14 protein-coding genes and 2 pseudogenes are annotated in these 22,529 nt (G+C 43.2%); all 16 read left to right on the top strand.

Annotated features, from left to right (window positions below):
* The first annotated feature begins 343 nt into the window (after positions 1-343).
* On the top strand, positions 344-1,405 hold the full coding sequence (locus ACFP56_RS09035; protein ID WP_379233541.1) for a Gfo/Idh/MocA family protein: 1,062 nt from the start codon (positions 344-346) through the stop codon (positions 1,403-1,405).
* Positions 1,402-2,271, top strand: a complete 870-nt coding sequence (locus ACFP56_RS09030) for a Gfo/Idh/MocA family oxidoreductase (RefSeq protein ID WP_379233539.1) — start codon at positions 1,402-1,404, stop codon at positions 2,269-2,271. Before ACFP56_RS09035 ends, ACFP56_RS09030 begins: the two co-directional genes overlap by 4 nt.
* A 160-nt stretch (positions 2,272-2,431) precedes the next feature.
* Positions 2,432-3,289: a sugar phosphate isomerase/epimerase family protein gene (locus tag ACFP56_RS09025; protein ID WP_379233537.1), complete on the top strand. Its 858-nt coding sequence runs from the start codon at positions 2,432-2,434 to the stop codon at positions 3,287-3,289.
* 55 nt (positions 3,290-3,344) lie between these two features.
* Positions 3,345-4,235: a sugar phosphate isomerase/epimerase family protein gene (locus tag ACFP56_RS09020; RefSeq protein WP_379233535.1), complete on the top strand. Its 891-nt coding sequence runs from the start codon at positions 3,345-3,347 to the stop codon at positions 4,233-4,235.
* A gap of 225 nt (positions 4,236-4,460) precedes the next feature.
* Positions 4,461-5,411 (top strand): hypothetical protein, encoded by a 951-nt coding sequence (locus tag ACFP56_RS09015; RefSeq protein ID WP_379233533.1) that lies wholly within the window; start codon positions 4,461-4,463, stop codon positions 5,409-5,411.
* 365 nt (positions 5,412-5,776) lie between these two features.
* Positions 5,777-7,837 carry an S-layer homology domain-containing protein gene (locus tag ACFP56_RS09010; RefSeq protein ID WP_379233531.1) on the top strand — a complete coding sequence of 687 codons (2,061 nt, stop codon included), beginning with the start codon at positions 5,777-5,779 and terminating at the stop codon, positions 7,835-7,837.
* Positions 7,838-7,867: 30 nt separating this feature from the next.
* Positions 7,868-14,845, top strand: a complete 6,978-nt coding sequence (locus ACFP56_RS09005) for an RHS repeat-associated core domain-containing protein (protein WP_379233529.1) — start codon at positions 7,868-7,870, stop codon at positions 14,843-14,845.
* A gap of 8 nt (positions 14,846-14,853) precedes the next feature.
* Positions 14,854-15,264 (top strand): hypothetical protein, encoded by a 411-nt coding sequence (locus ACFP56_RS09000; protein WP_379233527.1) that lies wholly within the window; start codon positions 14,854-14,856, stop codon positions 15,262-15,264.
* 247 nt (positions 15,265-15,511) lie between these two features.
* Entirely contained in the window at positions 15,512-17,071 is a 1,560-nt protein-coding gene (locus tag ACFP56_RS08995; RefSeq protein WP_379233525.1) for a polymorphic toxin-type HINT domain-containing protein, read from the top strand.
* 12 nt (positions 17,072-17,083) lie between these two features.
* Positions 17,084-17,629, top strand: coding sequence for a hypothetical protein (locus ACFP56_RS08990; RefSeq protein ID WP_379233523.1), 546 nt, complete (start codon positions 17,084-17,086; stop codon positions 17,627-17,629).
* 154 nt (positions 17,630-17,783) lie between these two features.
* Positions 17,784-18,080, top strand: a pseudogene (locus ACFP56_RS08985) (polymorphic toxin-type HINT domain-containing protein); the annotation flags it as partial.
* 99 nt (positions 18,081-18,179) lie between these two features.
* Positions 18,180-18,362 carry a hypothetical protein gene (locus ACFP56_RS08980; protein ID WP_379233521.1) on the top strand — a complete coding sequence of 61 codons (183 nt, stop codon included), beginning with the start codon at positions 18,180-18,182 and terminating at the stop codon, positions 18,360-18,362.
* Positions 18,363-18,378: 16 nt separating this feature from the next.
* On the top strand, positions 18,379-18,765 hold the full coding sequence (locus tag ACFP56_RS08975; RefSeq protein ID WP_379233519.1) for a WapI family immunity protein: 387 nt from the start codon (positions 18,379-18,381) through the stop codon (positions 18,763-18,765).
* Between the two features lie 483 nt (positions 18,766-19,248).
* Positions 19,249-20,424: pseudogene (locus ACFP56_RS08970) on the top strand (polymorphic toxin-type HINT domain-containing protein); the annotation flags it as partial.
* Positions 20,425-20,432: 8 nt separating this feature from the next.
* A complete protein-coding gene (locus tag ACFP56_RS08965) occupies positions 20,433-20,789 on the top strand; it encodes a hypothetical protein (protein ID WP_379233517.1) in 357 nt (118 codons plus the stop codon).
* Positions 20,790-21,158: 369 nt separating this feature from the next.
* Positions 21,159-22,526 (top strand): polymorphic toxin-type HINT domain-containing protein, encoded by a 1,368-nt coding sequence (locus tag ACFP56_RS08960; RefSeq protein ID WP_379233515.1) that lies wholly within the window; start codon positions 21,159-21,161, stop codon positions 22,524-22,526.
* The last annotated feature ends 3 nt before the right edge of the window (positions 22,527-22,529 follow it).

Raw genomic sequence — 22,529 nt, 5'->3', positions numbered from 1 at the left:
GCTACTCGCTTTCTAGTATCGAGCCATCTTCTTGGTCCTGAAAGCCAAGCTTTTAAGCTTCTATTGGAAGAGGTTGCTTAAAAGCTTAGGCTACGATGACAATGCAAGAGCTTCGTAGTTGAGTCAGCGATGAAGCTAGAACGTCAGCGAAGGCTCAGCTCCGTTGCACTAGCAGGAGTATCTACGAAGCATCTCGCTCTCTGGAATCGAGCGAACGCGGGCTACACTACGAAGCTCTTCGCTCTCTGGGATCGAGCGAGCGCAGGCAACACTATGGAGCATCTCGCTCTCTGGAATCGAGCGATTTTATTTTATAAAACTATTATTCGGGAGGTTGGGTAAAATGAGTAAATTGAAAGTTGCCGTTATCGGCTGTGGTCAAATCGCACGTACGCAGCATGTGCCATCCTATGTAAAAAGTGGCTTGGCGGAGATTAAATATTTGGTGGATGGCATTATCGAGCGAGCGGATGAGCTTGCAGCAGAATATAACGTACCGTATACAACGACGGATTTCGAGAAGGTGTTGGCTGATCCGGAAATTGATGCGATCTCGGTTTGTACGCCGAATGCATCGCATGCGCCGATTTCTATTGCTGCATTGAATGCAGGCAAGCATGTATTGTGCGAGAAGCCAGCTGCGCTGTCTTATACAGAAGCACTGGAGATGAAACAGGCGGCGGACCGCAACAATAAAATTCTAAACATTGGTGTTGTTAATCGCTTCAACACGGCTGTTAACAAGATCAAGGAACTGGTAGAAGCAGGGGAGCTTGGCGATCTGTATCATGTATATTGCTCATTCCGTTCCCATCGCTCGATTCCTGGTCTTGGCGGTCCATTTACGAGCAAAGAAAAATCTGGCGGTGGCGTACTGATCGATTGGGGTGTACACTTCCTGGATCTTATTTTCTATATCCTCGGCGAAAATACAAAAGCGCTTACTGTATCGGGTGCAGCTTATGGAGAGCTTGGACGCAACATCAAAGAGTATGCGTACACAAGCATGTGGGCTGGACCGCCTGTATTGGACGGCTCGTTTGATGTTGAGGATTTTGTAACCGGCTTGATTCGTACGTCTGGACCAACGATCAACTTGAACGGGGCATGGGCGCAAAACATCGGTGAAAAGGCAATGTTCGTAGAATTCCTGGGCAGCAAGGCGGGTATCAAGCTGCAGTATGGCGGAGAATTCACGTTGTATACGAGCAAAAACGGCATGCTGTATGAAACGGCTGCAACCTTTGCACAGGAGGATATGTTTGCTGCTGAGGTGAAGTCCTTCCTGGAATCAATTGCTGGTATGGAGAAAAACCGTGCCAATATCGATCATACTTTAGTTACGACGCAGGTAATGGATGCGCTGTATGAATCAGCTGCGAAAGGCAAAGAGGTGAGCCTGTGAAAAAAATAGGCTTTATTGATTATTACTTGGACGAATGGCATGCTAACAATTACCCTGCATGGATACGTGAGCGCAGCAAGCAGCTTGGTCTAGACTGGGATGTTGCTTATGCTTGGGCAGAAATTGACAAGCCTGACGGGATGACAACAGATCAGTGGTGTGAAGCACAAGGCGTGCAGCGTGTATCTACCATTGAGCAACTAATCGAGCTTTCTGACGCGATTATTATTCTATCACCAGACCATCCAGAGCATCATGAGCGCCTGGCTCACCTGGCGCTGCAATCAGGAAAGCCCGTTTATATGGATAAAACCTTTGCACCTGATCTGGCAACGGCAGAACGAATGTTCAGTCATGCTGAAGCGGGCAGTACACCGCTGTTTTCTACCTCGGCGCTGCGTTATGCGCTTGAAATTCAAGAGCATGCAGCTAAGCTGAATTCTGATGCGATAGATTATTTAGCTGTGTCAGGTCCAGGAAGATATTCGAACTATGCGGTGCACCAGTTTGAAATGATCGTAACGCTTATGGGAACTGGAGCAGAACGTTTGAAAAGCTTGTCAACTGAGCATGGACGCCAACTAATCGTTGAGTTCAGCGGCGGACGCCAAGCCTCCTATTTGCAGCTGAAAAGCGCGCCATTTCAGGCAATCATTCAGCTTAAGGATGGAGAAGGCAGCTTTATTGCCCAATGCACGGATATGTTTATGCAGCTGATGGACACAATTCTTCGATTTTTCGAGGATGGCAAGCCTCCTGTTCAGCCAGCAGAAACACTCGCCGTTATGGCGCTTATTGAGGCAGGACAGACAGCGCTTGAACATCGTGATGAGTGGATTGAAGTAGCGAAACCACAACGTAACTAGAGTAAATGAGCGATGTTATAACTAACGGCTGTAACTCGTTAATTAGTCCGAACAGCAGCCGTTTGGAATTAGGACGTGTCTGATAAGTGGAATTAACTGTCCCCAGAGTTCTCAGACACGTACTAGAATTGAAGCGTCTTAAAGGCGAGGAGGTCCAATGATGAAACTTGGAATTAGCACATATAGTCTGCATTCCGCTTATAAGTCGGGAGAACTGACACTAGAGGGTGTAATTGAAACAATTGCCGAGCTTGGCGCGGAGCATGTTGAGATCGTTCCAATTGGCTACAATTTAGTTGAACAGCCAGAGCTTATTGACTCTATTACAAAAACAGCAGCTAGAGTTGGCTTAGAGCTGTCTAGCTATGCCATTCCAGCCAATTTTGCAGGACTTGATGAAGAAGCCCGCGCGCTAGAGATCGAGCGTGTAAAACGCGAGGTTGATGCTTGTGCAGCGTTAGGCATTAAGCGAATGCGTCATGATGTAGCGAAAGCTGAAGATATTTCGATCCGTCATTTTCTTGAGGAAATGCCTGGCTTGGTGGACGCTTGTCAACAAATTGCTGATCATGCTGCGACACATGGCATCACGACGAGCATTGAGAATCATGGCTTCTTCGTGCAGCATAGCGATCGCGTACAGGCTATTGTACATGCGGTAGCACGTGAAAACTTTCGGACAACGCTAGACATCGGTAACTTTCTATGTGCAGACGAGGACCCTGTTATGGCTGTAGCAAAAAATATTAGTCTTGCCTCAATGGTTCATTTTAAGGATTTCTATATTCGCCCTGCAGCGCTTCAGCCGGGAGAAGGCTGGTTTACCTCCAGTGGAGGACGTTGGCTGCGCGGAGCAATCGTCGGTCAAGGTGATATTAATATGCCAAGCATCGTGAAAATCGTGAAGGATAGCGGGTATGATGGTTATATTTCGATTGAATTTGAAGGCATGGAAGAATGCAAACGAGGAACGAAGCTCGGATTAGATTATATTAAGCGAGTATGGGACGAGGTCTAACAGGCTGAGATAAGCAGCAATTAGAGTGTAACCATATAAAAAGGAGTGTGACAGTATGACAAAACCAATCGTAACCAATAAAATCGGTGTTATCGTGGACAGCTTTGGTGTAGGCGTAAAGGAAGGGCTGTTAAAAGCTAAGGATGTAGGCGCAGACGGCGTACAGATTTATGCGGTTAAAGGGGAATTTGATCCAGCTAATTTGACGGCTGCTGCACGCAAGGAGTGGAAGGCCTACATTGCTTCATTAGGATTAGAAATTTCCGCATTAGTTGGTGACCTTGGCGGACATGGTTTCCAGGACCCAGCACAAAATAAAGAGAAAATCGAAAAATCAAAGCGGATTATGGAGCTTGGCCTTGAGCTTGGCACGAACGTTGTAACAACTCATATCGGAATTGTTCCTGAAGATACAAACAGTCCGATTTATAGAACGATGCATGAGGCTTGTGTAGAATTAAGCCGCTATGCAGACAGCATGGGTGCGTACTTTGCGATTGAAACTGGACCAGAAAGAGCTGTGCACTTAAAATCATTCCTCGATGGACTTGGTTCCAAAGGGGTAGCGGTTAATTTTGATCCAGCCAACATGGTAATGGTAACGGGTGATGATCCAGTTCAAGGTGTGTATGCGCTCAAGGATTATATCGTTCATACGCATGCTAAGGATGGCATTAAGCTTGGACCAGTTGATCCTCGTGATGTATATGGTGAGTACGGCTATGAAACAGAGCTGGATCACGACAAGATTGCCGAAATGGCAGAGAACGGCCCTACATTCCGCGAAGTGCCGCTTGGTGAAGGAAGTGTAGACTGGAACGGTTATTTACAAGCATTGAATGATATTGGATACAAAGGGTACTTAACGATTGAACGTGAGGTAGGTAGCCAGCCGGAAGCTGATATCCGCCTAGCGGTTAATTTCTTGAAGGCCTACAAAGCGTAGTAGAGGCTATTCGATTATATAAGGAACTGTCAGTGTAGCAGGCTTCTGCTTCGTATGACAGTTCCTTTTTCTTTGGAAGGAATGGGAGCATGTCGTTATATCGCTGGAATCTATTAAGCCTGACTTTGGAAATGGATGTTATAATTTGGAAATAACCACCTATTTTGAAACTTTTATAGGAAATTCACGTTATAGGTAAGAAAGTGACAGTAGGAGGCTTAAGTGATGGAAGTAGAATTTGAACAGTTGGCAGAAGTTCGAGAAAGGCTTTACGAGCTCATGCGCGTCCAAAGTAAACGGGATCAGATTATGAAGCGGATTAGAGAGCAGGAAGCTCTTATTGTTAAGCTTGAAGTAGAGCTGGATATGGAACAAAAGGATGTAGAGCGACTGACTAAAATGTCGCTTGCAAATTTATTTCATACCATTTTGCGAAGCAAAACGGAGCAGCTTGAGGTCGAACGCCAGCAGGCGTTGGCAGCAACATTGAAGCTGCAGGAAGCGCAGCAAACACTGGCTGACCTCAAGCAGCAACAATTGGAGATGGGCGAACAGCTGGCTCAGGCTGCAAATGTCCAAGCAGAATATGATCGGTTGATGAAAGCGAAGGAGGAATGGCTGCGCTCCTGTCCAATTACTTCTCTTGAGCTTGAAGAGATGGAACAGCAAATTTCTGATAAGAGGCTGCTGTTAAAAGAGCTGCAAGAAGCGCTCTCTGCTGGACGTGGCGTGCAATCTTTGCTTGCAGATGCATCCAACAGTTTGCAGAAGGCAGAGAATTGGGGGAATTGGGATTTATGGGCGAATGGAGGGCTTATAAGCACGCATATGAAGCATAGCCACGTAGACGATGCGAGACGTTTTATTCATAGCGCCAATCGTCAGCTTCAGGATTTTCATAAAGAGCTGGCTGATTTGCAGCGTACAGCAAATATTCAAGTGGATATAAGCGGCATGCTAAAAATGGCAGATTATTGGTTTGACGGGCTAATTACCGATTGGATCGTGCAAGGAAAAATAAAAAATGCTCAAGAGCAAACGTTGGAAGCCTTACATCAAATTAGATCGATTGTCAACACACTGGAGACGGATTACCGAGCAACAGAAAGCGAATTGTCAATGCTGAAAAATAATCGCATCACGTGGATTGAGGCCTCTAATAGAGCAGTAAACTGAGCCATGATAAATTAAACAAGAGAAATTAATAAGCGTAATAAGAGCGGAAAGAATGAGTAGAGAAGTAGCCACCTTGCATGAGTTGCAGGGTGGCTTTTTGCTTTCCAAATCACCGGTATAGTCCCAAATGCCTATCTGTATGTTGTATGAGTTTTTTCAAGGACTTTAATAGCGAAAATATAGTCCATAAGCAACAAATTTAATAAATAATATATGGAAAATTATTCATGCTTCCGATAAAAATACTAAATTCGACAGATTTAAGTCGCATGATGTCTTAAATGGATATGTCTCCGGGCCGCCTGAGACCGGGTGATAGGAAATTAATTTGGGACAATTAGATCAGTAAAAGGAGACATGGATGGATGGAGAAATGGACAAATGGTGCGAAAATGGGACTCGTTCTACTGCTAACCTGTGCTTTATTTCTTATGAATGGAAACGCAGTCCTAGTTCCACAGCAGGTGCTAGCAGCGTCTGGTAATGGAGTAGGCACGGCGGCAATCAGCCAATCGGACTATAGCGTATCAAATGATTATGTTGTTTGGCTGAGTAAGGATGAAAACGGTTATGAGCAGATTTATGCTCAGCATCTTGTATCTGGGGATATACAAGCGATAACCAATCGCGCTTCAGGTAAGGATGTTCCAGCAATTTACGGAACAAAAGTAGTGTGGGCAGATAAAGGCGTGCATGACAGCTCAAGCGCGTATTGGGACATATACAGCTATGATCTTGCTACACGTCAGGAAGTGAAGCTCAATAAACAATCAGGCGTTTATGCCAACCCATCGATTCATGAGCAGGGCGCCGTGTGGACGGAAGCTCGAGCGTATGACGTCATGATCTACCATGACTTTGCAACCGGCCAGCAATTTTCACTAGGTGAAGGAAGATATCCTGTGCTGCGTGATGGCCAGGTTGTGTACAAGCACGCTCGTGATGGCGGCTTAAGTGTGCTGGACCTGCTTACTGGTGCCAAGCGCTCGATCATTCAGCTAGGCAGCGGCAATTATGTCGATTGGTTTGTAGCAAGTGATGAATACATATTATTTAAGCAAAAAAGTAGCTCGCTAGGCAGTAAATTCGCGATTGCATCATTGCAAGATCGCACGGCTCAAGTAACGGATTTGACGGAGATGAGTGTAAAGCAAGAAGAATATACCTTTATGTCTATAGGCGAGACTCAAGCAGTTTTTATCGAAAATATTGATGGCAGAGCTGCATTAAGAGGGGTTCAGCTATCTGATGCCAAGCTCTATACGATTGAACAGCCGCAGGCTAATAGCAGGTATGTTGGCATGGTAGGAGATCAATTGGTATTCCAGCGTGCGAATGGTGAATTAGCTACGAAAGCGATTGATGCGGAACAAGGTGGAAATGCTCCAGGTAACCCAGGTGTTCCTAATCCACCGACAACAGGAACTGACGGAAGCTTACCGGGTCAGCAGGAGGAAAGTAAGGAATCAACCTTTGTCATTGGTCAAGCAGGTGGTATTGCAGAAGCTGCAGAGGGAGCTATCAGCCTAACATTTGCGGCGGATACATTTGCCAAGGATACAACTATTACGATTGCAAATGCAGACTATGCTTCTGTGACGCTTCAAGATGAGGCGGGACGAGTGATGATGAACGCAAGCAAGCTATGGAGGATTGGAGCTGAACAGCCATTCGCCAAGACGGTACAGTTAAAGCTTGCTTATGCTTCAGATCGCAAGTGGCAGGAGCAGAGCGAAAAGCTGGGCATTTACCGATATGATAATGGCCATTTCGTTTATGTAGGTGGTGTGACCAGAGGAGACGGCGACGATAGGATTCGTGCAGCCATACAGGAGCCTGGTTTGTATGCAGTACTGCTGCGAGACATTAGCTTCGCGGATCTATCCGCAGGCCATTGGGCTACTGCTGCCATTGAGGTGCTGTCAGCAAGAGGAATTGTTAATGGAATGAGCGAAACGCGATTTGCTCCTAGTGAAACATTGACTAGAGCGCAGTTCAGTAAAATGCTTGTTAGCGCATTAGGACTGGCTCCACAATATCCGAGTCAGCCAAGCTTTAGTGATGTTCAGCCTCATAGCTGGAGCTATGGCTGGATAGAAGCAGCTGCATCCGCAGGAATTGTTGAGGGCTCGCAAGGCAGATTCAATCCAGAGCATGCTTTAACGCGTGAAGAGATGATGACGATGCTTGTACGTGCAGTTGAAGTACAGACATCTGAGTCCTTGCAGGTTGGCACTGCTTCTGATTTGCAGCAGTTTATCGACCATGACGTTGTAAGCAAATGGGCACAGCCTTATGTTATCAAGGTTTTACAGCTAGAGCTTGTGCAGGGCAGTGGAAAGCAATTAAAACCGCTAGATATTTCTTCAAGAGCGGAGGCAGCTGTAGTCATTTACCGTTTGCTAGATCGATTGAATCGTTTGTAGTTTACACAATGATAGGAGCGATGAAGCACGATGAGTCAAAAAACGCTGTTTAATCAATCACGCCGTTCTATGCTGCGTGTCGCTGTTTCTTGTTTGCTTGTACTTGTTTTATTTTTTAGTTCAATTCCCCTTTATCCTAGCTTGAAAGTTGAAAAAGCTAATGCATCAACTAACCTACGTATTGAGCCGAGTGAAATTAATAATGAGCTGGGTGAAAAAACGACGATCAGCTTCAGCTTTAATGCTGCGGACAGTGGTCAGGAAGAGCATGATATCAAAATCAATCTGTGTATTCCTGGTACCAATGGCGGTCCGCCACAGTTGCAAGAGCTTATCGCAAGCGGTACGTTCAAAACCAAAAATGCACAGGGTGAATATATTGTTCATGAGGTGGAATGGGACGGCAAGATTAACGGCGTACCGTTACCAGAAGGACGCTACTATATTGCGGTTTCACCTGCAAGCTACAACGGAATTGGTGTCTATTATGGACAAATAGGAAGCTTCGAAATTATAAATAGTCAGCAGCCTTCTCCGCCAGCTTCGATCGAGGTGAAGGCGGGCGGCTCAGGTCAAGCACAAGTATCAGGCATCTCTGTTACGGATAGCACCGTTGAAGTTGAGGTGCGAGATCAAGCGGGTCAGCTGGTTCAAGCTTATGACGGAATTACCGTCAATGCACAAGGCCAATGGAAGCAAAATGTCTCGCTTCCAGCGAACAAGCTGGTACAAATTTCAGCTCGCAGCCATAGAGGAGAGCACATCTCCAGCTATGGTCCGATTCAAGAGGTGCTACGCTTTAACAGTCCTTCGTATTCGCTGAATTGGGGACAGCTTGCTGCGTATTTCTATAAAGCTAGCACCCTCGATCAAGTAGAGCGCAAGGTTGCTGAACTTGCAGAATGGAACGGGTTAACGGGAATTGCATCAGACAGCACTATAGCTGGAGTGTCTTCGATATTGCTCATTAATCCGCAAACTGAACGTTTCATGCAGCAAGGAGATGCTGCTCAGTTTACTGCGGATGCTATTCAAGCTCGATTGAATATTGTAAATCCGTTGTGGAGCGACTATGTTGATCCTGCCCGTGGTGATTTTAGCTATTATACGGGAGAATTGTATCTGCAAGCGATCATGCCGCTTAGCTTTGGGTTGTCCTATCTTAGTCGAAACGAGCATGAGGGAAGTGTTGGTCTAGGCTGGCTACATTCCTATGAATGGCTGCTGTCAGAAGTAGATGGCAAGCAGGAACTGCTGCAGCCTGATGGTTCCAGATTTGAGTTTATTCCATTGTCAGATGGAACGTATTTGACTCCACGAGGAACAGACTGGCTGCTGCAAAAAAGCGGATCAGGTCATCTACTAAAGGATTTACTAGGGACAAGCTATTCTTTTACAGCTAGTGGTCAGCTTGGAAGCATTACAGATACGAATGGAAACAAAATCGAGCTGACGTATCAAGGTGAAAGACTGTACAAGGTAAGCACAACTGATGCTTCTCTTACGTTAAGCTATAATGGCGAAGGCAAGCTTACAACAGTTAGTGATCATACGGGGCGGGGTCTATCCTATCAATATAACAGCGCAGGTGATATGGTAGCCTTCACAGATGCTGATGGTTCTGTAACCTCATTCACATACGATGATGCTCATCATGTCATTGCGGTTAGTGATCCAGCACAAACTGCAGAGATGAGTATTGTCTATGATGAGCATATGCGTGTAATTGGCTTCACGGACTATTACGGCAATAAGGAAAGCGCGCAATATGAAGGCAGTGTCGCTCCAGTTGTTCGTGGGGATGAGATAGGGGGGCCAGGTCCTACAGGGCCAATATCTATTGATCCTGACAATGCACGAGATATTCCGGAATCAGATCTTGTCATATTGTCAGGCAACATGACCAATATACATCAGGCTCCGCCATACAAGATTGTTCCTGGCTTGAAGCCAGTTATTACGGACTATTTGGCTAATCTAAAAAATGGCATTACAGCCGAAATAGATGCATATAAGCAGCGAGCAGGCAGTACGGTGTCCAGCATCGCGCAAATTCAGCAGAAAATTGAGAGCAGCAGTGGAAATGAAGCAGTTGTTGTCCGTACAGGGTACTTGAATCTTGAAGAGGATTTGACATTGGGCAGCCCGAATAAGCCTGTCATTCTAGTGGCAGAGGGTGTGAATACCAATAAAGAAATTACGCTAAAAGTAAATGGTAACCTCATTTTGGAGAATGGACTCAATGCCAATACGAAGCTGAATCTTCATATCGAGCAAGTGAGCAATAACTACGGCAATCTGTGGGCAATGAGCACGATCCATCTCAATAATGATTCAAACGTCTACGTGGAAGATACGTTGTATGCTGGAGCATTGACGTACAATAGTGGCAGCTTGGAAGTAAGTGCGAATCATTTGATAGTTGAAGGGAATTTGTCCATTAATACGGAAGTAGAGATGAATATCGCGAAGGAAATGGTGCTCGGCGGTATTGTTTCTAATAATCTAGTAGCGAATTTGAACATTTCTGGTGGAGATTTGTTTGTACGTGATAACGTCAGTGTAAACAATCAAATGTCTGTTACAGCAGGCGGTGTGTTTGCTATTGGCGGCGATATGACGGCTAACAGAACGCCAAGCGTTAAAGCAGGTGTGGGCAATGGGCGCACTATACTGAACTATCCGGAGCCAGAGACAGCTACCTTAAGCATCTCGGCAGCAGCCGCGCAAATCAATACGTTGGCACAGACGAAGCAGGCAAAGAGCACGGCTGTATCACAAACTCTAGCAGCAATTAGTGAAACGAAACGAACTAATGCGTTGCAGGATACGACTACCTACGTATGGGGCGATCAGTTTTTACTTACAGAGATCAAGCATCCCGATGGTGCAACGTTAGCATTCAGCTATGATGACAATGAGCGTATTGCGGAGATGGTTGATGGTAATGGATACCGCAGCAAATACGCGTATGATGCACGGGGCAATCAATTGCAAAGCATCAATGGTAACGGTGAATCGACTGTAGCAAGATATAATGCGCAGAACAGACCGATCGAGATCGTGGATGCATTGGGTGAGGTTACGACGTATGAATATGATGCAGCAGGCAATCTAATCGGTGGTCGTGATGCGCTTGGGCAGCAATGGGAAACGTTACGTGATGCACGCGGTGTTCCGACTCAGATTACAAATGAACGTGGCGACATTACCCGTTACGTTAACAACAATGCAGGTCTAGTAGAGAATATTATAGATCCGTCAGGTTATGAGCTTGTCATTGCACGTGACGAGTTGAATCGTGTAACGGCAATAAGCGACAGCGAAGGCACGATTCAAGAAATGAGCTACGATGCAATGGATCGTGCGACAGTTCAGATCGACGCTTTGCAGCAAACGGTGCATCACACCTATGATGCTAACGGCAATCTTATTTCTGTGATTGATGAATCAGGTGCGGTAACGACCTTTGAATACGATGTATTTCGTCATGTTGCAACGACAGATGCATTGGGCAAACAAAGCTCTTTTGAGTACGATGCGGCTGGTAATGTAGTTAAAGCTATTAATCGTAATGGTGGTACAAGCCACTATCATTACGACAGTATGGGCCGAGTCGTTAAGGAAATTGATCCAGACGGCAATCCAACGAGCTACACGTACGATGCAATGGGCAATCCGCTTAGCTATACAGATGGAATGGGGCGCACTACTTCCTATACGTATAATGCGCTTGGACAAGAGCTAACGGTTAAGGACGCTTCGAATGCTGTAACACAGTATCGTTATGACGCTAATGGTCAGCTTGTGAAAGAGACAAATGCTATCGGCAATAGTACCTGGTATGAATACGATTCGCTTGGAAAATTGACGAGTGTAATTGATGCGCTGGGCAATGAAACGAGCTACAGCTATGATGAGCTGGATAATTTGCTGGCAACAACCGATGCTGAAGGAAACGTATGGCAAACTGAATTTGACGAGCGTGGCTATGCGGTAGCAAGCATTGATCCGCTTAATCGTAAGGTTCAATATACGATTGATGATCGAGGCAGATTAACTCAGTTCAAGGATGCGGAAGGCAGCAGTACAACGTATCATTATGACGCGCTAGGACGGACAACGAAAGCGATTAATGCTCTTGGTCAAGAGACGACGTATTCTTATAATGCGCATGGTCAAGTTACACAGTTAACAGACGCCAAGCAGCAAACAACATCCTACGAGTATGATGCACTAGGACAGCTTATTGCTGTAACAGATGCGCTAGGCAATCAGTTCTCCTACACGTATGATGCACTTGGCAATCTAATTGCAAAAACAAGTCCAAATGGAGCCGTAACCCGCTATAGCTATACCGAAGCGGGACTACTAGAAAGTAGAGTTAATCCATTAGATGAGACAACAACGATAAGCTACGATGCAAGTGGCAATATGATTGCCCGCACTGAGGCTGATGGCACGACGACTCGTTACCAGTATGATGAGACAGGTCGCATCGTGAAGATCACTTATGATGACGGACAGGAAGTAGAATACACGTATGACGTGCTTGGTCGCCGCATGACGATGCTGGATAGCAATGGACTAACACGCTACACGTATGACGCATTGAATCGTCCAACAGAAATTATTGATCCAAGAGGACAGAACGTACGTTATGAATGGACGGTCAACAGTCAACGAAGCCGTGTCATTTATCCAGATAACAGAAGCGTAAGTTATTCGTATAATGCAGCTGGACAAATTAGCAATGTAATCGATGGATGGGGACAGCAGACAAGCTATGCGTATGACAATAATGGACGTGTTAAGCAAAGAACGCTGCCAACTGGAGCAACAAGCAGTTATCATTACGATGCGCTTGGTCAAATTGAGCAAATTAGGCATCAAACGGCAGGCGGTCAGCTGCTAGAGCAGTTGCGTTATAGCTACGACGCAGTTGGAAATGTATTGCGCAAGGAACGTCAAGAACAAGGCAGTGACGAGGATCGCCCAAATAATGAAGCGAAGCCTGTGACAGTTGAACAGTACGATTACGATGCATTGAATCAACTTATTCGAGTTGAGGATTCTAGTGGAAGCATCACGCAATACGCTTACGATGAAGTGGGCAATCGTATACAGACGATTACAGCGGATCAAGGTAAGACGGTAGTCGAAAACTATACGTATGATTTGGCTAACAAGCTGCTGCACTGGGAGAACGGAACTGAGTTCAAGGATTACAGCTATGATCTACGTGGCAATCTGCTTCAAGTAACAGGTTCAGGTTCGCTATTCATGCAGGCGCAATGGAATGAGCTGATCGAGGCTGACTTGGACGCTGAAGTGGAGAAAGAAGAGTCTGCTGAAGAAGAAGAATCTGCTGTAGAAGAAGAGGAAGCTATACCGAATAACGACGAAGCAATTGAAGAGTCTGTGGATCAAGCTGCGGAAGGCAAGCAAGTAGAGAATGATGCAGCGGCAGCTGAAGATGAAGCTACCGAGCCAGAAGATGCTGCAGATATTGAAGTAGGAGCAGCTACGAGTGAAGATAGCATGATCAACGACGAAGCAGTTGTTGATGCGCTGCCAGATCCTATGGATAAGCTGTTCGCTGATTTGGATCGTGTAACGGGTATATACCCACCAGCAGACACGATTAAGGAAACGACAGGTGGTTTGGATGGAGAGCTGACTGAGGCAATTTCGACCAGCTTAAGCAATTCAGTTGTACTCGAAACATATAGCTGGGATGCAGCGAATCGTCTTATTAGTCAGGTTAACACTTCTGGCGATACAACAAGCTATCGTTACAACGGCGACAATAATCGTGTTTACATGGGAGTTTCTGTAGGCGATATAGCTGCTCAGAATAACTATCCAACAGGACACCCTGCTGGAGCGCGAACAGGCTGGGAGCCGCAGTATAAAAAGCAGACGATCGATATTTACTTTACTAATGACACTACAACCGTATTGCCGCAGCCATTATATGCAACGGACGAAAGTGGAACGGGCTGGAAGCAAAGCTATGTCTACGGTGCGGATGATGAGCGCATTAGTATGAGTTATTTGCCAAGTGCTGATGAAAGCACAGATTGGGAGCCAGTAGCAGGAGCGAGCGGAGCAGCACCGAATACAACACCTGAGACCTTGTATTACTTGGAGGATTCCCAAGACACTGTACTTGCACTGTTGAATAACGACGATCAAGTGGCACTGCGCTATCACTATGATGCATTCGGTGTGGCGACAGATGCAGAGAAGTTCGATCTGAATTATCCGGGGCCAGATAACTTGTTCGGGTATACAGGGCTAGGCTATGATGCAAGCAGCGGCTTGTCCTATGCACGAGCAAGATACTTTGATTCTAGTATTGGGCGCTTTATTAGTCAGGATACGTATGAGGGACAGCTGGATAATCCGCTTAGCTTGAATCTGTATACGTATGTTGAAAATAATCCGCTTAGATATGTCGACCCGACGGGAAATTTCGCGCAGGTTGTAATTGGTTACATTACAAAGGTGTTAGCGGACTACGGAACAGATGTAGCAATAGGTGTAGGATTAGATTTTATAGAATATATAAAGAAAAACTATAGTCATTCTGGTTTTGATTTGTCAGCTTCTATTAAGAGAAACTCAAATTTTGATCCAACAAATTTAGGTATAAAGAACCCTATAAAGAAAGCACAGAAGATACTGAAAATTGGTGATGAATTATGGGATCTTAGCAAGAAAATCGCAAAAAGTAACAAGGCAATTGAAAAAGTACTAAAGGGATCAACCCCTGGGAGGGCTACTAAAGGGAAGGCTACACAAGTAGATAAAAAGGGTGGTTATAAACAAGCGATGAAGGATTTTGATGGTATGGGATTAATGGAAGTTAGAAAAATAAATAAAGGAAAGATTGGTAAACTTCCTGATGGTAGAACAGTTAATGTCAGGGAGTATAGTTCAGAAGGTAGTCCGACACTTGAGATATATGACGGTAAAAAGTCGATAAAAGTACGTTACAAATAGGTGGGTGAATGTTTTTGAGTGAAAAGTGGGTGTATATGGATATCGAACAAGAGCTGAATGTAAAGTATTATATTGATTCCATCAATGATAATACGGAAGGATTAAGTATCATGCTGTCTGAAGTTAATGATGAATCTTTGAGAGTTAAAGTATTTTTCGAACATTCAGTACACGCATACAGAAGTACTGATGAAAGTTATAGGTCGAATACAATAAATTATCTTCAAGATAGTTACGGATTAAACTTTTATAAAGAAAGGACATTTTTTGTAATAACTGATTCGGAGTATATTCGATGGCTATCACAACAGTCGCAAGGAATTTCTGATTTAGAACAAGTAAGTCACTATTCCTTTTTGGCAGTTAATTCAATAGTGGATGTAATAGCTGCATATGAACCTAAAATTACAAGGTTATAGGAGGCGTTTATTACATCTTTAAACGGTTGAATGTGAAGTGTAGTATTAACATGTCTAAGAGCACAACCCAACCAGAAAGTTATTTAATAATATTAATCAGATTTTGTTTGCATTAGTTCAAAGTCAGTTTGTTTATTACTTGTGTGACCTTGAGGATCGTAATCTTCAAGGTCTTTTTTTGCACTCAAGTATCTAGTGGTTAAATAGATATTAACAGATCATCAAAAAAAGATAAGGCATATAAGGGTTGGTTGCTAATAAAGCTCTTAGTATGAGCTACTTGCCAAGTGCTGATGAAAGCACGGATTGGGAGCCAGTAGCAGGAGCGAGCGAAGCAGCGCCGAATACAACACCAGAGACCTTGTATTACTTGGAGGATTCCCAAGACACTGTACTTGCACTGTTGAATAACGACGATCAAGTGGCACTACGCTATCATTATGATGCATTCGGTGTGGCGACAGATGCAGAGAAGTTCGATCTGAATTATCCGGGGCCAGATAACTTGTTCGGGTATACAGGGCTAGGCTATGATGCAAGCAGCGGCTTGTCCTATGCACGAGCAAGATACTTTGATTCGAGTATTGGACGCTTTATTAGTCAGGATACGTATGAGGGACAGCTGGATAATCCGCTTAGCTTGAATCTGTATACGTATGTTGAAAATAATCCGCTGAGGTATGTCGACCCGACGGGGCATATGAAATGGACGCAGATTGATGACCTAGGTAAAGGGATATATGACGCATTGGCAGGAACAGTCAAAGGCATATTCTCATTTGATACGTATAAAGGCTTATACGATCTAGGGAAGGCGTTGTATAATAAAACCATATCGTTGACCGAATTAGGTAAAACAGTTGTTGGTGCAGCAGTTGAGCCTTATAAGTACATTGTCAATAACACAAAGCATGTATTTGGAGGCAAACCAACGGATAAAGAGGTTCGCAAATATGGTGAAAAATTAGGTGAAGTGCTATTATCTTTTGCGGGAAGCGCAAAAGCGATGAATCTAATTGCCAAAGTCGCACCTTCGTTGTCCAAGATGTTTAATAAAATTAATAAAGCTACGTGTAACTGTTTTACAGCAGGAACGAAGGTACTAACAGACGAAGGGGAGAAGAATATCGAAGACATTGAAGTCGGAGATAAGGTTCTCGCCAAGGATGAGTTTAACCCTGATGGTGAATTAGCTTACAAGGAAGTCACAGCACTTTATACGAATTATCGTAATGATATAATTAAACTATACATTGGTGATTTACTCATCGAGACGACAGATAACCATCCATTCTGGGTTGAAGGTAGAGGATGGGTATTCGCAGATGAGCTTAAGGTGGGCGATAAGCTCCAAAAGGCTGACGGAAGCAATCTGACGATTGATAGTGTAGAGTTTGTCTTACTAGATGAGCCGGTAATGGTTTATAACTTTACGGTTGCTGACTACCATACGTATTATGTGACGGATTTGGGTATTTGGGTTCATAATACATGGTGCTTCGACGCTGCTGCATTTGAAAAGAAAATTGCTAATATGAGTTCAAATGAGAGAGTGGCAACAGTTAGATCAACTGCTTCTGATATTGCATCACAGTTAAAGTGGACGAAAGATTCAAAATTAACTAGAATTAACGGCCGAGATGTTTACTATGATTCTGCTAGTGGAAATTACTACGCATTAGATACACAACATGGACGGTTTGAAGTTGTGAATAAGAGAGGTAAGCATCAAGGTGAAGTTAATTTTAATCTTGACCCAACCAAGTCAGCGGACAAAAAAGGTGGCCATGATCTAAAAATGAAGTAGGAGAATTTTACAATGAATTATCTAATTAGAGAAGTTGTGAAAAATTTATATCATCAAGAAAACAGATTAGAGTACCTGTCCAAATGCAAAAGTAAAATTGAACTTTCTAGTGAGTTGATTACTTTTCTGAAAAATAACAATCTAACACTACATCCTCATAATAATGGGGATGTATGGCCATCATGCAAATGGACAATTGTTCAAGGAGATTATTGCAAAGGTGAGTTTAGGGTAAGTTACTCAAGTTTATTAATGGTTTCTAAGCTAGCTCCGTTATACTACCTTCATCATGAGTTTCAAGTAGATAACAAAGATGTACAGAAGATGAGTCCAACCTTGAATGGTTTTGATGAGCAACCATATACTAGTATACAAGCTGATCTTGAATCCATTATTAAGGAGTTATTTAATGAACAGGGGTATGAGCAACTTTCCTATAAAGAAATGAATGAAGTCTTGACAGGAATTTTTTTTGGTGATGATGTTGAGCTTTTTGGACAGCAGGTTACTGTTGAATATGCATTATTTCACGACGTATTGGAAATTTGTCCTGATTAATGACAGGGCCTTGGGGTTATTCCTCAAGGTCTTTTTTTATCCTATCCAGTAACGATTAATTCAAAATAGTTAGTGTGTATTGCTTATGATGTATCTGTGCCACTGTCGGTTGTCATGGTTGTTAGCGATCATATGTGGAGATAATTAAAGTTGCATCAGAACTTGCAAGGAAGTCACAGCACTTTATACGAATCGTAATGATATAATCAAACTATACATTGGTGATTTACTCATCGAGACGACGGACAACCATCCGTTTTGGGTTGAAGGAAAAGGATGGGTCTTCGCGGATGAACTTCAAGTAGGGGATAAACTCCAAAAGGCTGATGGAAGCAACCTAACGATTGATAAGGTAGAGTTCGTTAAACTGGATGAGCCTGTTACGGTATATAACTTTACGGTTGCTGACTATCATACGTATTATGTAACGGACTTGGGCATATGGGTGCATAATACAAATTGCGACCTTCCCAATTTAATGTCTGCTAAGTCTTTGGGGAAAGGTTCAACAGGTAGGACAACTCCCAATAATCTGAATGAGCAACTGGCAATGAAACAAGTTTTATCAGACCCACTTAAAGGAGCAACAGAACTTACAAAAGTCACAATGACAGATAAAAGATGGCTGGCACAAGATGGATGGGTTAAAATGAGCCAAAACGTAAATGGAACTGAAATACATTTCGTTTATAACAAGAAGACAGGGCAATTTGATGACTTTAAGTACAAGTAAAGAGGATGATAAAAGCATGGGTGATAGGAGAACAATTTTAAGCACGGATAAATACTGCTTGACTGTGGAACATTTATACACTGTAGAAGGATACCTTACTTTAGCGATCAGTATTAAGTCTGGGGAATTTATGGGAAAGTCAAATTTCTGTATTTCAGAGGAACAACTCTCAATTTTTATTCAATCCCTCAAAGAGATTGATGCACGACTGTCGGGGGATTCAAAGATTGATGATTACGATTCAGACGCTCATATCATTTTTGAGGTGAATAAGTTGGGGCACGTAATCATCTCAGGTCAAGTTGGTGGAAGTCATGAGGAACACAGTATGAGATTCAAGTTTACTACTGACCAAACAATATTAGAGCGTTTTGGACGGGTTCTTGGTTCACTCATAGCGTAAGCAATAATTATTGACCTTGGGGACGGCAATCCTCAAGGTCTTTCTTTTACCCCACCCAGTGCCGAATGAGTGGAGCGGCTAAGACAAGATGAACTTAACGTCCGCTACCCCCGTATAATATTCCTCTAACATGTCTGTACGCATTATACCCTAAATAACGGTATTCTGTTACGTTGGACAGGTCGATTATGGTCAGATACCACCATGATTAATCTGTTTTTTGTTATTTTCGTTTTCTCATGGAATTTATAAAGACAAATTGCAACTGTAAAATACCCTGTTCCGATAGATAGGATAAAAAGGAAGCGAATCTTTTAGAAAGGATAGTACGACTATTCATATTAAGGGCGGCCATCTTAAGGGGGATGATTCGAAAGCTAAATTTTGATGCATCCGGTGGCGACAGATGCAGAGAAGTTCGATCTGAATTATCCGGGGCCAGATAACTTGTTCGGGTATACAGGGCTAGGCTATGATGCAAGCAGCGGCTTGTCCTATGCACGAGCAAGATACTTTGATTCGAGTATTGATCGTTTTATTAGTCAGGATACGTATGAAGGACAGCTGGATAATCCGCTTAGCTTCAATCTGTATACGTATGTGGAGAATAATCCGTTGAGGTATGTGGATCCGACTGGGCATGCTCCTAAACATACAGGTACATGGTATACTAACCAAAAAATCATTAAGCATTGTGCACAAGTTGGAATGGACACATGTTTTAAAGAGGCAATGGATGGAGTCATATCTGCATCGAGTGAAGTAGTTGATTTCTTGTTTTTGGATGATATTAATACCATTCTTGATCCAAATGCATCTACCTTTGATAAAACATTAGCAACTTTGGGATTCATTCCTGTTGGTAAGGTCATTAAGGGTGGGCAATTAGTAATAAAACTTACAAGTAATCAAGGAAGAACAATAGAAAGAGCAGTAGATCTAACCGAAGCTAACCTAAAAGCTGCGAAAAAACTTCCATGTAATTGTTTTACAGCAGGAACGAAGGTACTAACAGACGAAGGGGAGAAACCTATCGAGGAAATCGAGGTAGGGGACAAGGTTCTCGCTAAGTCTGATGAAACCGGAGAAGTGGCGTATAAAGAGGTCGTGGGGCTGTTCCAAAAGCAGGCTGACGAAATCTATTATATCCACATCGGGGATGAAATCATTGAGGTAACTGGTGAGCATCCGTTTTGGTTAGACGGTAAGGGATGGACGTTCGTAAAAGACCTGAAAGTTGGCGACTTGCTTGTTTCGAGCGATGGCTCTAAACTGGCAATAGATAAGATTGAGAAAGAGCCACGAGAAGCAACGGTTTATAACTTTGAGGTTGCAGACTTCAATTCTTACTTTGTCTCTAACCTTGGTGTATGGGTGCATAATTGCTCTATTTTTGGTTTCAAATTAGCTGATGTACCTAATATGAGCAAATCGCAGCTTCTTGGTAACCTGCCTGATGGGTGGAAATACACAGAAAATAATGGATTTGTCCATGTAAAAGATGCTAATGGGACAATCAGAATGAGAATCGACCCTCCTGATAAAGTGACGAAATATGACCATGTCCATCTTTATGATGAAAAAGGAAATCCGTTGGATATCAACGGGAATGTTGTTGATAGAAAGAGTCCTGATGCACATATCCCGTACAAAAAGTGAGGTTAAATATGGATTCTAAGCAGCTCATTAAAAAAATTGAAGAAATGCACTATTGGGATGCTAGGGTTATTAGTTTGTCTACTGATTTTTTTGGAGATGAACTTGTCCTAGTATATGAGGATTCTGATGGTGATGTAGTTTACAAATTCTTGAATTGTTATCAGGTAAACTATAAACATGCATTAGACTACGACAAAGAAAAACCAATCAGTGATTTTACAAGATTGCAACTACCTTACTTCCTGCAAAATATTGAACTTGAAGATTATTTTAACGAGGATAAAAAGTATCTGAAGTGTACAATTACCATGCCTCCATTAGAAGTTAGCATTTTAAGTAAAGAGTTTGTTATCTATAGAAAATAACAGTAATTGACCTTGGGGATAATCCTCAAGGTCTTTCTTTTACCCCCACCCAGTGCCGAATGAATCGGGCGGCTATGTCCAAAAGAACGTAACCCTCATCACCCCCGTATGATATTCCTCTAATATGCCTGTACGCACATGCAATGCTTGAATTTTATACCCTAAATAACGGTATTCCGTTACGTTGAACAGGTTCATTATGGTTAGATACCACCATGATTGACCTGTTTTTGTTATCTTCGCTTTCTCACGTTTTTTAAAAATGAATCGCAACTGTAAAATACCTTGTTCCGATAGATAGGATAAAAAGGAAGCGCATCCTTTAGAAAGGATAGTATATTCATATTAAGGGCGGCAATCTTAAGGGGTATGATTCCAAAGCTAAATTTTGATGCATTTGGTGTGGCGACAGATGCAGAGAAGTTCGATCTGAATTATCCGGGACCAGATAACTTGTTCGGGTATACAGGGCTAGGCTATGATGCAAGCAACGGCTTGTCCTATGCACGAGCAAGATACTTTGATTCGAGTATTGGACGCTTTATTAGTCAGGATACGTATGAGGGACAGCTGGATAATCCGCTTAGCTTGAATCTGTATACGTATGTGGAGAATAATCCGCTACGTTACACCGACCCTACAGGGCATATGAAATGGACGCAGATTGATGACCTAGGTAAAGGGATATATGACGCATTGGCAGGAACAGTTAAAGGCATATTCTCATTTGATACGTATAAAGGCTTATACGAGCTAGGGAAGGCGTTGTATAACAAAACCATATCGTTGACCGAGTTAGGTAAAACAGTTGTTGGCGCAGCAGTTGAGCCTTATAAGTACATTGTCAATAACACAAAGCATGTATTTGGAAGCAAACCAACGGATAAAGAGGTTCGCAAATACGGTGAAAAATTAGGTGAAGTGCTATTATCTTTTGCGGGAAGCGCAAAAGCGATGAATCTAATTGCCAAAGTTGCACCTTCGTTGTCCAAGATGTTTAATAAAATTAACAAAGCTGCGTGTAACTGCTTTACAGCAGGAACGAAGGTACTAACAGACGAAGGGGAGAAACCTATCGAGGAAATCGAGGTAGGGGACAAGGTTCTCGCTAAGTCTGACGAAACTGGAGAAGTGGCGTATAAAGAGGTCGTGGGGCTGTTCCAAAAACAGGCTGACGAAATCTATTATATCCACATCGGCGATGAAATCATCGAGGTTACTGGTGAGCATCCGTTCTGGCTCGATGGCAAAGGGTGGACTGAAGTTAAAGACCTGCAGGTTGGCGACTTGCTTGTTTCAAGTGACGGTACTAAACTGGCAATAGATAAGATCGAGAAAGAGCTGCGAGAAGCAACAGTTTATAACTTTGAGGTAGCCGACTTCAACTCGTACCTTGTTTCTAACCTTGGTATTTGGGTTCATAATTGTGCTGTTAAAGCAAGTAAGTCAAGTTACGATAAGCCTACAGCTAACAGGACGACTTTATGGGACATCACTAAAAACTATAAATCAATGGTGAAATCTAATTATAAAGGGAAGCCGATAAATGTTTATGAGGATTCTAGAGGTCTTTATTGGACAAAAGATTTAGCTGGTCATGGTGAGTCAGGATTTAAGGTGTTTAAGAGAAAAGGTAAAGAGTTAGAATGGTACAGAGATGCTGATCCACATGGGAATTTCATTAGTCCTGATTCCAAGCATAAAAGTTCAACTGGTTTAATATTAAAAATACAGTAGGTG

Origin of the sequence: Paenibacillus septentrionalis, assembly GCF_042659865.1 — a bacterium.
GTDB classification, from domain to species: Bacteria; Bacillota; Bacilli; order Paenibacillales; family Paenibacillaceae; genus Pristimantibacillus; species Pristimantibacillus septentrionalis.
The sequence above is the reverse complement of the archived record's forward strand: the minus strand, read 5'-3'. Positions and strand labels throughout refer to the sequence as shown.

Excerpts from the sequence above, each read along its gene's own strand:
- ACFP56_RS09035 (WP_379233541.1), top strand. The coding sequence starts at position 344 with ATGAGTAAATTGAAAGTTGCCGTTATCGGCTGTGGTCAAATCGCACGT.
- ACFP56_RS09025 (WP_379233537.1), top strand. The coding sequence starts at position 2,432 with ATGAAACTTGGAATTAGCACATATAGTCTGCATTCCGCTTATAAGTCG.
- ACFP56_RS09020 (WP_379233535.1), top strand. The coding sequence starts at position 3,345 with ATGACAAAACCAATCGTAACCAATAAAATCGGTGTTATCGTGGACAGC.
- ACFP56_RS09015 (WP_379233533.1), top strand. The coding sequence starts at position 4,461 with ATGGAAGTAGAATTTGAACAGTTGGCAGAAGTTCGAGAAAGGCTTTAC.
- ACFP56_RS09010 (WP_379233531.1), top strand. The coding sequence starts at position 5,777 with ATGGAGAAATGGACAAATGGTGCGAAAATGGGACTCGTTCTACTGCTA.
- ACFP56_RS09005 (WP_379233529.1), top strand. The coding sequence starts at position 7,868 with ATGAGTCAAAAAACGCTGTTTAATCAATCACGCCGTTCTATGCTGCGT.
- ACFP56_RS09000 (WP_379233527.1), top strand. The coding sequence starts at position 14,854 with ATGTTTTTGAGTGAAAAGTGGGTGTATATGGATATCGAACAAGAGCTG.
- ACFP56_RS08990 (WP_379233523.1), top strand. The coding sequence starts at position 17,084 with ATGAATTATCTAATTAGAGAAGTTGTGAAAAATTTATATCATCAAGAA.
- ACFP56_RS08980 (WP_379233521.1), top strand. The coding sequence starts at position 18,180 with ATGAAACAAGTTTTATCAGACCCACTTAAAGGAGCAACAGAACTTACA.
- ACFP56_RS08975 (WP_379233519.1), top strand. The coding sequence starts at position 18,379 with ATGGGTGATAGGAGAACAATTTTAAGCACGGATAAATACTGCTTGACT.
- ACFP56_RS08965 (WP_379233517.1), top strand. The coding sequence starts at position 20,433 with ATGGATTCTAAGCAGCTCATTAAAAAAATTGAAGAAATGCACTATTGG.
- ACFP56_RS08960 (WP_379233515.1), top strand. The coding sequence starts at position 21,159 with ATGATTCCAAAGCTAAATTTTGATGCATTTGGTGTGGCGACAGATGCA.